This is a genomic window from Enterococcus gallinarum NBRC 100675 (genome assembly GCF_001544275.1).
Taxonomy (GTDB): Bacteria; Bacillota; Bacilli; order Lactobacillales; family Enterococcaceae; genus Enterococcus_D; species Enterococcus_D gallinarum.
In genome coordinates this window covers 29,540-43,074 of record NZ_BCQE01000001.1, presented here as the reverse complement: position 1 = coordinate 43,074, position 13,535 = coordinate 29,540, and the positions used below count along the sequence as shown (strand labels likewise).

The window sequence follows — 13,535 nt, the reverse complement described above, 5'->3', positions numbered from 1 at the left end:
AGGAACTATGAGCAGAAATGAATACCCTAGACCCCAGTTTCAACGAGAAAACTGGCTGAATTTAAATGGAGAATGGCACTTCGCCTTTGATGATAAAAATGTAGGACTAAAAGAGAAATGGTATCAAGAGGAGGAAGCCTATCCGCATAGAATCAAGGTGCCCTTCGTCTATCAAAGCGAATTGAGCGGGATCAACCAACGAGAATCTCACGATATTGTCTGGTATTACCGGACATTCACAGTGCAGGCAATGGACAGTCAACGTGTAGTCTTGCATTTTGGTGCGGTGGATTACGAGGCGGATGTCTTTGTCAATGGTTGTCATGTAACGAATCATCAAGGCGGTCATACCTCTTTTGAAGTAGATATTACCGATTATTTGGTCGACGGTCAGCAAGCGATAAGTGTGCGTGTATTTGATCCTCATGCAGATGAAAGTATTCCTCGAGGAAAACAATTCTGGGAGACAGAATCTGCTGGTATCTGGTATACGAATTCTACCGGGATTTGGCAGCCAGTATGGTTGGAAGTCGTTTCAGAGACTTATTTGAAAGAAATCAATTTGACTCCAAATTTTGATGAGGGGACCGTGACTGTTGAAACGATCTTGAATCAGTTCCAGCCGCAGTGTGAACTGGACTATCGGATCTCTTTTAAAGAACAGCTAATCGCAGCGGGGAGACTGTCTGCAGATTCGGCAAAAATGAAGTTCAATGTCGATCTTTTTCAGGAACATATTTTCAGAAGCAATTTCCATCATGACGGTTGGTCTTGGACACCGGAAAATCCCCGGTTATTTGATATTAAACTTTCTTTAATCAACGATGGAGAAACAATTGACTACCTGAAAAGTTATTTCGGCATGCGTAAAATCCATACGGAAAACGGCATGGTCTATTTGAACAACAAACCTTACTATCAAAAGTTGATTTTGGATCAAGGGTACTGGCCTAGTGGCCTCTTGACTGCACCGTCAGATGAAGACTTTAAAAAAGACATCTTACTAGCAAAAGAAATGGCCTTCAATGGTTGCCGCAAACATCAAAAAACAGAAGATCCGCGCTTTTTGTACTGGGCGGATCAGTTAGGTTTTCTGGTTTGGGTAGAATGTGCGGCTCCGGCGATTTACAATGAAGATTCTGTTGAACGACTGATGCGGGAATGGACCGAGATCATTGCCAGAGACTTTAGCCATCCCTCCATTGTGACTTGGGTGCCGATCAATGAAAGCTGGGGCGTGCCAAAGATTTCCTTTGACCGAACACAGCAACATTTCTCTCAAGCAATGTATCATTTCTTGCACGCATTGGATAAAACACGATTAGTGATCTCAAATGATGGTTGGGCAATGACAGAAACAGATATTTGCGCCATTCACAACTATGCCCATGGCCAAAAAGAAGAAACTGAGAAATATGATTACTTTAAAGAAACCCTCCGAACTCGCGAAAATCTGATTAAGCGGCTTTCTACTCCGTGGCCGATTTTTGCCAACGGCTTTTCTTATCAGGAGCAACCAATCTTGTTAACGGAATTTGGTGGCATCGGCTTTGATGTATCGGGACAACCAGGTTGGGGGTATACGTCAGTCGACAATGAAGTTGAATTCTTAAAGGACTACCAACGGGTGCTGTCGGCTGTCTATGCTTCAGTAGGGCTCTGGGGATATTGCTATACGCAATTGACCGATGTCGAACAGGAGATCAATGGGTTATTGACTTATGACCGTCAGCCTAAAGTGGACTTGGCAGCAATCAAAGCTATCAATGATCAATTTCATGTTTCTCAAGTTGAATGATATGCAGACGGCAACATTGGAAAGGAGAGACAATGAGAAAAAATGGTATTATTTGTGCATTGATTTTGGCGACTCCTTTCGTAGGAGGTTGCGGTACTTCTCATGAAACGCTGGTTGACGATTTCACAGCGATCATCGACAACGATGGTGCAGACCCGTGGATTTTTCAAGATGAGAAATATTATTATTATACGAAAACTACTGGTAACAACTTAACCCTTTGGCGTTCGGAAAATCTGACTGAAGTAGCAGCGGGGGAGAAAAAAGTCATCTGGGAAATGCCTGCGGAGTTTGAAAGTATCTGGGCACCGGAACTTCATCAGCTGGATGGTACGTGGGTCGTTTATTTTGCGGCCAATCATCCCTCAGAAACCCACCGGATGTATGTACTAGTCAACGAAAACCAGGATCCTTACAGTGATGATTGGCAGTTGGAAGAAATCAAAGGACTGGATGACAAGTTTGCTATTGATGGAACTGTCCTCGAATTAGACGAACAACGGTATTTCCTTTGGTCAGGTTGGGAAGGATATGAAAATATTGCCCAAAATATTTATATTGCTGAAATGATCTCACCTACAGAAGTCATTGGTGAAAAGCAGCTGATTTCGACTCCGGAATACGAATGGGAAATGCGGCAAACGCCGTTGATTAACGAAGCACCTCAAGTGATCATCAAAGAAGATACGGTGAATGTGGTCTATTCGGCTAGTGGAAGTTGGGACAATGATTATGCACTGGGACTTTTGACAATGGATCGCCAAGATGATCCATTAGATACCCGAAGTTGGACGAAAGAATCCGAACCGATTTTTCAGCAGACAGAAACTGTTTTTGGTCCCGGGCACAATGGGTTTGCCAAGTCGAAAGACGGCACCGAAGACTGGTTGATATTTCACGCTGCTCGTTGGGATCATTCTGGCTGGCAACGCTCGATTCGTTTGCAGCCGATCAAATGGGAAGAAAACAAGCTGAAATTAGAAGTTCCTTTAGCGGATAATGAAACACAGAAGCTTCCCAGTGGTGAAGCAAAAAGGATCCGAATGACCGCCAGTGATGCGCTTCTTGAAGGTGATTTAGTAACAGTGACAGACGAGGAAGCATTGATGAAAAAAGTGGTTCAAGGGTTTGAATCGATCGAAGATCGTTTGGTTTTTCAACCAACAATGGGACAGGCTAGTGAAGCGACGGTCATCGTTTATCTTAAAACTCAAGATTATTTGTCATTGAATGAGCCCGTGTATGTTCAACTGAAAACAGATGATGACAGCCAACGTTTGGCGGTCTATCCGTCACAATACTATCAGCCTATCCAAACTACTATGAATTTGAAAGCAGGCACTATCAAAATCGAAGTGTCTTCAGAAATTGGGGTCGACACACTGAGTGTCGATCGGATGGAGATCATACCAAAAGAGGGAGAATAGTTTCTAGAGCTGCTTTCAGTGGTTTAGATATCATAACACTGAAAGCAATGGCGTGGCTCAAATGGCCATGCTGTGATCTGTCTTGTTCAATTTAGGGCTGTTCTTCGATCCGAATGAAGCAAACTAACATCCTAAAGCAGTGTCATGGACAGACGTGCCATGATACTGTTTTTTTTTGAGTAATTAGGATGAGCCGCTGATAGAGCTCTAGGCCAAGATAGGCAGTTTTCCTTCTTCCATGTATAATAAAGACAAATGGGACGGAGCAAATCGTTTTACAAAGTAGACGTAAAAGTAAATGCAAATGAGGTGAATGGATGAAAACCAGGCAAGAAATGATTCGATCTTCAAACGGCAAAGATCAACTTTATGTGAAAATTTGGCAGCCGGAGGGACAGTCCAAAGGAATGCTTCAGCTGATCCATGGCATGATTGAACACATTGAACGGTACGATCCGTTTGCTCAATATCTCGTTTCAAAAGGATTCACAGTGATCGGTCATGATCACTTGGGACACGGGAAAACAGTAGCTGAGCAAAACGAGTATGGGACATTTGGAGAAACAAATGGTGCGGATTATCTTGTAGCAGATGTGGGATTGGTTCAGCGTTTTGCGTTGGAGCAGTTTCCAGCTCAACCTTATTATCTTTTAGGTCATAGTATGGGCTCTTTGGTTTTGCGCAATTTTTTGTATCAGAAAAATACAAAATTGGCAGGAGCAATCATTATGGGGACGACACTGGAAGCGCCGGCCAAAATGACCAGTGCCGCTTTATTGACGAAGTCGTTGATGCCTTTTCGACAGCAAGCATGGCCCTATCGCGTGATGGAAAATCTGGTTTTTGGTCAACATAATCGGCGGTTTCAGCCCAACCGAACGGCGAAAGATTGGTTGTCCAGTGATCCCCAACAAGTAGATGCTTATTTAGCAGATCCGCATACGCAATTTCATTTTTCATTAAGTGCCTATCGAGATTTGTTTTTATTGACAAAAAAAGCGAGTGCCCCCCGCCTGTTGCAGAAAATCGATCGCGAATTGCCGTTACTGCTGATTTCAGGAAAAGAAGATCCTGTGGGCCATTATGGCAAGAGTGTCCGTAAGCTAGCGAACTATTTGAACCAGCAAGGGCAGCGGCATCTGACAGTTTATTTGCTGGAAGGCGGTCGTCACGAGATCTTAAATGAAACCAATAAACAAGTCGTATTTCATGAAATCTGGCAATGGTTAGAAAGCAATTGATGAACGTCATCAATTGCTTTCATCTTTTTTTCAGAAAATTGAGAATTTTAATTATTTTTAACCTTTTTTCATATTCCTCCTTCTGCTATAATGGGTGTCACATCTAACAACAAAGGAGAGATTTTTGTATGACTGTTTATAACTTTTCAGCTGGTCCCGCCGTCTTGCCCCGCCCCGTATTGGAAAGAGCTCAATCCGAGCTTTTGGATTATCGTGGCAGTGGGATGTCCGTTATGGAGCTGAGTCATCGGTCCTCCTTGTTTGAAGAGATCATTCAAGACGCAGAAGCCCTCTTGCGGGAATTGATGGCGATCCCGGATAACTATCGGGTGCTGTTTTTGCAAGGTGGAGCAAGTCTGCAATTTAGTATGGTGCCATTAAATTTAGCGAAAAACAAAAAGGCCCTTTATATCAACACGGGCTCTTGGTCAAAAAAAGCGATTCAAGCGGCTGAAGCAGTTGCTACGGTTGAGGTGATCGCATCAAGTGAAGATAAGCATTTTACTTATATTCCAGAAATCACAGTAGATAACATCGACCAAACAGCGGCTTATCTGCATATTACTACGAATAATACGATTGAAGGAACAGCTTTTCAGACGATTCCGGATGCTGGCAAAGTCCCGATCATTGCTGACATGTCATCAAATATCTTGGCCAATGAGTATCGTGTAGAAGATTTCGGTATGATCTATGCAGGTGCCCAAAAGAACATTGGACCAGCAGGATTGACGGTGGTTATTATTCGAGAAGATTTATTAAATGAAGAAGCGGTCTTTGCTCCAATGTTGGACTATCGTCTTCAATCTGACAACGGTTCCCTTTACAATACGCCGCCTACTTACAGCATTTATATCGCAAAACTGGTTTTTGAGTGGTTGAAAGAATTAGGCGGTGTAGCAGCGATTACTGCGCAAGACCGTCAAAAAGCTGCACTGCTCTATCAAGCGATCGAAGCATCGAACTTGTTTAGCAGTCCCGTAGACAAAAATAGCCGCTCCCTAACGAACATTCCTTTTATCACTGGCGATAAGGAGCTGGATCGACAATTTAATGAAGCTGCAGAAGCAGCCGGCTTTAAAAACTTAAAAGGACACCGTTCGGTAGGCGGTATGCGAGCAAGTTTGTACAATGCGTTCCCTATCGAAGGCGTTCAGGCACTTGTCGATTTCATGAAATCATTCGAAGCGGAGGTCAAATAAATGTATCAGATCAAGACATTCAATGCGATTGCACCAGAAGGGCTTCAAAGGCTAGACAAAGAAAAATATGCCATCAATGAAAGTGATGAGCCAGAAGGAATCTTGCTGCGAAGCCAAAAGCTGCATGACTATCCTTTTCCAAAAAGTGTATTAGGGATTGCGCGAGCTGGAGCTGGTACGAACAATATTCCGGTCAAAGAATGTACAGAACAAGGCATCGTCGTCTTCAATACCCCAGGAGCTAATGCAAATGCAGTCAAAGAGTTGGTTATTGCAAGCTTGTTATTAAGTGTTCGCCCGATTCTCCAAGGTGCTCAATGGGTCCAAACACTGAACGGATCAGATGTAGAGGAACAGGCAGAAGCCAACAAAAAGCAATTCGCCGGTACGGAACTAGAAGGCAAAAAGCTTGGTGTGGTGGGGTTAGGCTCGATTGGTGCCATGGTCGCTAACGATGCCTACCGTTTAGGGATGGAAGTTGTGGGCTATGATCCTTATGTTTCGGTGGACACAGCGTGGACCATCTCCCGCAGAGTCAAACGGGCCAATGATTTAGCAGAAATTTTCACAACCTGTGATTTCATTACTCTTCACGTGCCATTGATGGAAAACACCCGCCATTTAGTGGGCAAGAATGAATTGGCCAAAATGAAGCCAACGGCTAAACTGTTTAACTTTTCTCGTAGTGAGATCGTTGATACAGCTGCAGCTCTTGCTGCGTTAGATAATAATGAGATTGCTGGTTATACAACTGATTTTGCAGATGAACGCTTACTGGGCCATGACAACGTGCTAGTTCTACCGCATTTAGGAGCATCGACAGAAGAGGCTGAGATCAATTGTGCCAAAATGGCTGCCCGCACATTGAAGAAATTTTTGGAGTTTGGGACGATCAAACGCTCAGTGAATTTTCCAACCGTAGAAATGGCGTTCCATTCGCCGTATCGTTTAACAGTGATTAACCGCAACGTGCCAAATATGCTAGGACAAATTTCCTCGATCATCGCTGAATCTGGAATCAACATCGATAATATGTTGAATCGCGGACGTGACGACTTTGCCTACACATTGGTGGATGTCGGAGCAACAGATGCTGCATTGCTTGAAGCGGTGGCAGATAAATTACGAGCTAAAGAAGATATTATTCGCGTGCGAGTGATCAAGAATCAGGAGGTAGGCTATTAATGGTTCAAGTTTTTCCTTTTAAAGCAATCCGCCCACAAACTGACTTAGCAGAGAAAATTGCGGAGTTGCCCTATGATGTAGTCAACACGCAAGAAGCAGCGGCATATGCTGCCGGCAACCCTTACAGCTATTTTCATATCGATCGCTCAGAAATCGATCTGCCAAATATTGCTCCTTATGATCCGCAAGTGTATGCGAAAGCAGCAGAAAATTTGGCTGCTTTTCGAGAAAAAAAATGGCTGATCCAAGACAATGCACCGTCCTATTATTTATATGAGCTGACAATGGCGGGGCGGAGTCAAACTGGGCTTGTTGTTTGCACATCGATTGAGGATTATGTAGCTGGTAAAATCAAAAAACATGAGTTTACTCGACCAGAAAAAGAAGTTGACCGCATCAATCACATCCAAGCTTGTGATGCAAACACGAGTCCAATCTTTCTAAGTTACCGTCAGCCTGAGTCCTTAAAAAAAACGATCCAGGATTGGCAGAGTCACCATCAACCGATCTATGATTTCACGAGTTACCATGAGGTCCATCATCGGGTTTGGCTGATCGATGATTCTGCGGTGATTGCTGCTTTATCACAAGAATTCTCAGCGATTGATGCGTTGTATATCGCTGACGGCCATCATCGTACCGAGTCGGCAGTGAAAGTCGGCTTGCAAAAGCGCAAGGAAAAAAACAATAGTGAGGAAAGCGAGCGCTTCTTAGCGATTTTGTTTCCGGAAAATGAATTGGCGATCTGGGAATACAACCGAGTGGTCAATGTACCGATTCCAGATCATTTCTTCGATCATCTAGCAGAGAAATTTCACATTGAGAAGCCAACTAGCAGCAAGCCTTCTCAAAAGGGAACCTTCTATTTGTATTTGGGCCACGAATGGTTCTCTTTAACCATCAAAGAAGCAGGGAATGACGCAGTCGAAAGTCTGGATGTTTCTCTTTTGCAAAAAAATATCTTAGCGCCATTACTCGGTATTGAAGATGTCCGCACAGATAAGCGCATCGATTTTGTAGGAGGAATTCGTGGTCCAGAAGAATTGGAACGGATGGTGGATTCCGGAGAATGGACAATGGCCTTTTTGATGTATCCAACGCAGATGAAAGATTTATTGGCTGTTGCCGATGCGAATGAGATCATGCCGCCTAAATCTACATGGTTTGAACCCAAATTGTTAAGTGGTCTGTTTTTACATGATTTAGAAACCAAAAGCTAGAAAGCTAAAAAGAAAAAAGCCGCACGTCTGCAGAGAAATGTAGTGACCCCAAAAAGTTAGACTTTTATGGAGTGGAGAAATCCACTCCTTTTTTGTATGATAAGATTAACTGTTAGACAGCTGTTTTTACAGCTTCTCGAAACTGAACCGGACTTCGCCAATTTAATTTCTTTTTGATGCGTTTATGGTTGTAATAATAGATATATTGGTCAATTTTTGTTTTCAATTCATCTAAACTCCGATAGACTTCTCCGTGAAAAATCTCTTGCTTTAATAAACCAAAGAAGTTTTCCATAGGCGAGTTATCTAAACAATTCCCTTTACGAGACATACTCTGGAAGATTTTATGCTGCTTCAATTTATTCTTATAAGCATTCATTTGATAGGCCCATCCTTGATCTGAATGGAAGGTTCTACGAAATGGACAATCATTTGTCATCTGGATTGCTTCTTCTAATCCTTCCATTATGGCTAGTGCGTTTGGTTTTTCAGAAATCCGATAAGATAGAATTTCACTATTGTAGAAATCCATGAAAGGATCTAAATACAGCTTTTTCTGACGAACGACACCTGTGGTGTCTACTTCATAATACTTAAACTCTGTGGTATCAGTTGTAATTTTTTGGTGACAGATATTTGTATAAAACCGACGATGAATACGATTTTTGGCGACAGTGCCAACCTTCCCACGATAAGAATTGTACCGTCGAGATTTTCGAGTGTAAGACTTTACTTCGATACCTAGTTTTTTTATCAGACGTTGAATCTTCTTTTTATTGACATGAATCCCTTGATTCTCTAATTCTTTTTTTAGTCGCAGACAGCCGTAATCTTTATGATCTTTGCGAATTTCAAGCATTTTTTCTTCAATTTCTTGGTCTGGGTTTGGTCTGTCAAACCGTTTCTGCCAATACATATAGGTTGCTTTAGGAAATTTCAATGTTTCAAGAAGCTCAACTAGTTTGAATGATCCTCGGAGGCTGGCGATGATTCGTGCGATTGATTCTTGCGTCTTTGCTGGGCTTCCTGTTTTCGCAGCTTCCTCAACTCTTTTAAAAAGGCATTCTCAATTTGAAGGGATCGGACTTGCTTTTCTAATGCCTTGATACGATCGCGTTCTTCAGTTGTTGTATTTTTCTTTTTTGTTTTCTTTTTTTCTAGTCAAAGTAAGTGGTCGCCCTTTCTCTTTTGAGAGCCCCTCAATACCTGCTTCTCTGAAATTACGCATCCAATTGGCAATAAGCGCAGGGTTGTTCATTTCTAAAGTGCTAGCAACTTCTCGATAGGACATCTCACTTGTTTGATATAACTCTAGCGCATTTAACTTAAATTGAACAGAATATTTCTGATTTTGATGCTTTCTCAATAGACCTTCCTCTCCGTATTCACGATAGACATTCACCCAATTACTTACTTGAGACTTGCTTGAAATACCGTATTTGTTGGCAAGATACCGATATCCGCCCACGTCACTAAGATATTCTTTAACGATTTTTAGTTTTAATTCAAAAGGATATTTTGCCATACAAATAACGACCCCCAAAAGTTAGATTTTTTGGTCTAACTTTTGGGGGTCGCTTCAAAAACTGCGATCGTGCGGCTTTTTTCTTTTTTTAAAAAATACCAGACATTGTTTCGATGATCAAGCGAATGTTGAGGACTGTTAATGCGATGGCGCAAATCCAGCCCAGAGAAGTGACCCACAGAGGGTTCTTGAACTTTTCGCCCATGATTTTTTTGGAACTAGTAAAGTAAACCAATGGAATCATTGAGACTGGTAATGCAATACTCAAAAAGACCTGTGAATAGATCAAAAGATTATCTAGTGCCTGTTCATTACCGCCAAAGTAGAGGGTACATAGTAAAACAGGTACGACAGAAAGGCCACGAGTGATCAATCGTCTTGCCCATGTTGGAATCTTCATATGGATGAAGCCTTCCATGACGACTTGTCCTGTCAGTGTTCCAGTGATAGTTGAGTTTTGTCCGGAAGCCAGTAATGCTACGGCAAAAAGAACACTAAGGGCTGGACTAGCCACCGCTCCCGCGATCGCTGAATTTTGTAAGGCATCATACAGCGCTGAAAAAGTACCGACTTCTTCGCTGTGACCGAAGAACAATGCGCTCCCTAAAATCAGCAACAGACAATTAACGACAAAAGCAGCCGAAAGCTGAATATTTGAATCCCATGTGGCAAAGCGAACAGCTGTAGCGACTTCTTGCGGATTCGTCCGATCAATCTTTCTTGATTGTGAAATCGACGAATGCAAATACAAATTATGGGGCATGACGGTCGCGCCAACGATCCCTAATGCCATGGTCAGCTGTCCAGGGTTCAATACTTGTTTTTGGGGAATGAAGCCTTGAACAAGTGCCGGAAGATCAGGTTGGGCAATAATCACTTCGTAAACAAAAACAAGCAGAATCACCAATATTAAGGTCATTACGATGGCTTCGATTTTTCGAAAGCCTAATTTCATCAAGAAAAGCAGTAAAAAGACATCGAAAATCGTCAAAAAGACCCCTACAACTAATGGTAGACCGAATAATAGATTCAAAGCAATTGCTCCACCGATTACTTCGGCGATATCTGTTGCCATGATCGCCAACTCGGTAATAATCCAAAGGAAAAAGCCCAGCTTTTTACTGGTGTGTTTACGGATTGCTTGTGCGAGGTCCATATGGGTGACAATCCCTAGTTTAGCTGCCATGTATTGGAGCAACATCGCAATCAGACTTGAAATCAAGATGACGGATAGCAGGAGATAACCATATTCGGCACCACCCCCGATTGAAGTGATCCAGTTACCAGGATCCATATACCCAACCGCGACTAACGCTCCGGGACCAGAAAAAGCTAAAAGATTACGCCAAAAATTCCCATCCTTGGGAATAGCTACGGTATTGTTTATTTCTTCCAAGCTAGGTCCATTTGCTGCCTGGATCAATTTTTTTTCTTCATTCATTCTGTCACATCCTATCTTTTTAGGTGTACCTAAAAACAATCTTATTGTATTCCTTGTTTATGAATTTTTCAAGAGAAAAACTTCTGAAAGTTTGCATTAACTAAAAAAACAGATATTAGAAAAGGACAGATTTCGTTTGCCAAGGTGATTGGTGATTGTTGGATTGATCAATCCTAATCTAAAATAGGGAATGTTGCTCTACATAGAATTGATGAATGAAGGAAATCTATTTGATCCCACTTGTTTAGAAAGACCGAAAATTTTCTTAAGAAACATAAAAAAACAAGAAGCACTCAAAATTGATGATTTTGAGTGCTTCTTGACGCTGGATTGTATGTCGAGGATGAATGAACTTTTATCAGGATCTTTTTTATATTCTTATTATGTCAAAAGAACAAGAAGAGCAGCCTTTAGAATGTTAATAACCAAGTTTATTAATCAAAGAACAGCCAAGAGGCTGCCCACTATTGTGCGACGTGTATGGCTATCAATAATAAAAAGTATCATTGTTTTGTGTTGTTGCTGATAAAACACTGTGTCAGCGTGTCTACAAATTCATCGAAGGTGGTTATGGCACTTAATTTATGAATGTTTTGTTCATCTGTACAAATCATGGCCAGATCATCAAAAATTTCCCGAAACACATGACGGTTATGGTAATTGATGGAAATCAAAAAAACCAATGTGACACGATTATTTCCCCACTGGATCCCCTTTGGATTGACGGCAATCGCAACCCCCGTACGATTGGCATTCATTGTCAGTGAATGTGGAATAGCCACTGAACCAAAGGCAGTAGAAGAAAGTTGCTCCCTCTCAATTACTTGTGGATAAAAGGTCTCGTCCACGATTCCTTCTTCTTTCATTTGACCACATAATTGTTTGAGCAATTCTGCGGAGTTTTGATTTTCAGTTGTATATGAGAATCGCTTTTTATCAACAAGCGATAGAAAGGTTTTCACAAATTGTTCTTTTCGTTTTTTTTCTTTGATATCAAAGATCTTGGCGGTAATTTGTTGCCGATCTTCAAGGGTAAAAAAAGGATTAATGATCACGTATGGGGTAGCGATCACTTGCTTCAGTTTAACAGCAGACACAATCAGTTCTGTATCTACATACTGCAACTCTTTTTCACTAGTAAGAATATTCTGGATCTCAAGGTCATCAGAGAAATTTTTCTGAAGCTTTTCCATCACCTGAATATTCATGTTGTAGTAATGAGGCACTAGAATCGTGCAGTTTATTTTATTCGTACGCTGTTTTTGAATTTCTAACGCATAGCCTAAATGAAAAGCTATGTAGGCAATTTCGTCTTCACTAATCGTATAACCGATTTCTTTTTGAATGACATGAGAAACCTGGACGGCACAATCATAGATGAGCGGACATTCTTTTTTTAGTGTTTCTGTCATTGGGTTTCTACAAGAGTAGCCGTTATTGATCCGATACAGTAAATTCTTTATATGGAGGGCAAATCGAATGAAGAACTCAGGTTCATTGCCATCAATAAAGTATAATTCATCCACTTTTGCTAGAATTTTTCTTACTAAGTCAAGGCAGTTTTTGTCCGTGACCTTCTCTAACTCATCAGGTGAAATTTGAGTGAAATTCACGCTAGTTCCATTCGCTGAAATTAGGATAGCTAAATCACGAATTTCTTCTTTGGGAAAACGAATACCGTACCGTTCCGCTACTTTTTCCGCGATTTTTTCGGAAATTTTTAGTACTGTCGGATGGATTGAGTGAGGCGCTTGAGCTTCTGCTTCAGGAGACTGAAAATTTCCTTTCATACGGTCTACGGCAATTGCTAGATGAATAACTATATTTGTTAACGCATAATCATTCGTGAAAAAATCATAGTCTGAAAAAAGTTCGGCAATAATTTCCTTGATATAATCAAGGTCAAAATCTATAAAACTTTCTTGTAGCTTAGTCATATCAACGAAATGATTATCCAATTCGGATAGCAATGTCTGATGGATTAATTGTCTTTTCGCTTTTTCTGTCCCAATCAACTGTAGTGTATCGTTGGTTAGTCTGACTTCGATAGCCAGTTCAGAACATTTTTTTTTAAGTTTTTTTGCATCACTCAATAATGTGGACTCGCTGATAAATAGTTCTTCTGCTAGATCATAAACAGATAGAGCTTCCTCGGTTGAAATCAGTCGCAAAAGGAGATAAGCAGTTCGTTCAGTAGGTGTTTCAGGGACACTTGTTTCTGTGTTATTGAAAAAAGTGACCAGATTACTTGCTATCACTCGATAGCCTTTGTTTGAAGAAAGGATCAAATCAGATTCATTGTCTTGAATATCTGCGATATACGATTTTATCGTCCGTTTGGATAACCCAAATTTTTCCGCTAATTGAGTGGAGGAAACCCAATTGTCTTGCTCATTTAGATAGTGAAGAAGTTTTATATACTTTGCTTTCATTGGCTGACACCCTCTCTTTCACCACTGCAGTGCAAAAGAATATTTGTTTCACCGCTGTAGATTG

At 41.3% G+C, this 13,535-nt stretch carries 9 protein-coding genes and 1 pseudogene; 6 read left to right on the top strand and 4 right to left on the bottom strand.

Features of this window, described 5'->3' with window-relative positions:
• Window positions 1–7 precede the first annotated feature (7 nt).
• The 6 genes from EG2_RS00185 to EG2_RS00160 all read left to right on the top strand — a co-directional run bounded on the left by EG2_RS00185 (window position 8) and on the right by EG2_RS00160 (window position 8,073).
• Complete coding sequence (locus EG2_RS00185) at window positions 8–1,798, top strand: glycoside hydrolase family 2 protein (RefSeq protein ID WP_060813020.1); 1,791 nt, start codon at window positions 8–10, stop codon at window positions 1,796–1,798.
• Window positions 1,799–1,830: 32 nt separating this feature from the next.
• Window positions 1,831–3,225 carry a glycoside hydrolase family 43 protein gene (locus EG2_RS00180; protein WP_003128736.1) on the top strand — a complete coding sequence of 465 codons (1,395 nt, stop codon included), beginning with the start codon at window positions 1,831–1,833 and terminating at the stop codon, window positions 3,223–3,225.
• Between the two features lie 317 nt (window positions 3,226–3,542).
• Window positions 3,543–4,466 carry an alpha/beta fold hydrolase gene (locus EG2_RS00175; protein WP_003128737.1) on the top strand — a complete coding sequence of 308 codons (924 nt, stop codon included), beginning with the start codon at window positions 3,543–3,545 and terminating at the stop codon, window positions 4,464–4,466.
• A 128-nt stretch (window positions 4,467–4,594) separates the two neighbouring features.
• Window positions 4,595–5,668 (top strand): 3-phosphoserine/phosphohydroxythreonine transaminase, encoded by a 1,074-nt coding sequence (gene serC, locus EG2_RS00170; RefSeq protein WP_060813019.1) that lies wholly within the window; start codon window positions 4,595–4,597, stop codon window positions 5,666–5,668.
• On the top strand, window positions 5,669–6,853 hold the full coding sequence (locus tag EG2_RS00165) for a phosphoglycerate dehydrogenase (RefSeq protein WP_060813018.1): 1,185 nt from the start codon (window positions 5,669–5,671) through the stop codon (window positions 6,851–6,853).
• Window positions 6,853–8,073, top strand: coding sequence for a DUF1015 domain-containing protein (locus EG2_RS00160; protein WP_003128740.1), 1,221 nt, complete (start codon window positions 6,853–6,855; stop codon window positions 8,071–8,073). The genes EG2_RS00165 and EG2_RS00160 overlap by 1 nt, the downstream gene beginning before the upstream one ends.
• Before the next feature lie 112 nt (window positions 8,074–8,185).
• Here the strand turns inward: EG2_RS00160 and EG2_RS19440 are convergent.
• The 4 genes and pseudogenes from EG2_RS19440 to EG2_RS00140 all read right to left on the bottom strand — a co-directional run.
• Window positions 8,186–9,097: pseudogene (locus tag EG2_RS19440) on the bottom strand (IS3 family transposase); the annotation flags it as partial.
• Between the two features lie 96 nt (window positions 9,098–9,193).
• Window positions 9,194–9,598, bottom strand: coding sequence for a transposase (locus EG2_RS19435; protein WP_255210060.1), 405 nt, complete (start codon window positions 9,596–9,598; stop codon window positions 9,194–9,196).
• Between the two features lie 88 nt (window positions 9,599–9,686).
• Window positions 9,687–11,039, bottom strand: coding sequence for an Nramp family divalent metal transporter (locus EG2_RS00145; RefSeq protein WP_060813017.1), 1,353 nt, complete (start codon window positions 11,037–11,039; stop codon window positions 9,687–9,689).
• A gap of 503 nt (window positions 11,040–11,542) precedes the next feature.
• Window positions 11,543–13,471 (bottom strand): BglG family transcription antiterminator, encoded by a 1,929-nt coding sequence (locus EG2_RS00140; protein ID WP_060813016.1) that lies wholly within the window; start codon window positions 13,469–13,471, stop codon window positions 11,543–11,545.
• Window positions 13,472–13,535: the final 64 nt, after the last annotated feature.

Excerpts from the sequence above, each read along its gene's own strand:
- EG2_RS00185 (WP_060813020.1), top strand. The coding sequence starts at position 8 with ATGAGCAGAAATGAATACCCTAGACCCCAGTTTCAACGAGAAAACTGG.
- EG2_RS00180 (WP_003128736.1), top strand. The coding sequence starts at position 1,831 with ATGAGAAAAAATGGTATTATTTGTGCATTGATTTTGGCGACTCCTTTC.
- EG2_RS00175 (WP_003128737.1), top strand. The coding sequence starts at position 3,543 with ATGAAAACCAGGCAAGAAATGATTCGATCTTCAAACGGCAAAGATCAA.
- serC (WP_060813019.1), top strand. The coding sequence starts at position 4,595 with ATGACTGTTTATAACTTTTCAGCTGGTCCCGCCGTCTTGCCCCGCCCC.
- EG2_RS00165 (WP_060813018.1), top strand. The coding sequence starts at position 5,669 with ATGTATCAGATCAAGACATTCAATGCGATTGCACCAGAAGGGCTTCAA.
- EG2_RS00160 (WP_003128740.1), top strand. The coding sequence starts at position 6,853 with ATGGTTCAAGTTTTTCCTTTTAAAGCAATCCGCCCACAAACTGACTTA.
- EG2_RS19435 (WP_255210060.1), bottom strand. The coding sequence starts at position 9,598 with ATGGCAAAATATCCTTTTGAATTAAAACTAAAAATCGTTAAAGAATAT.
- EG2_RS00145 (WP_060813017.1), bottom strand. The coding sequence starts at position 11,039 with ATGAATGAAGAAAAAAAATTGATCCAGGCAGCAAATGGACCTAGCTTG.
- EG2_RS00140 (WP_060813016.1), bottom strand. The coding sequence starts at position 13,471 with ATGAAAGCAAAGTATATAAAACTTCTTCACTATCTAAATGAGCAAGAC.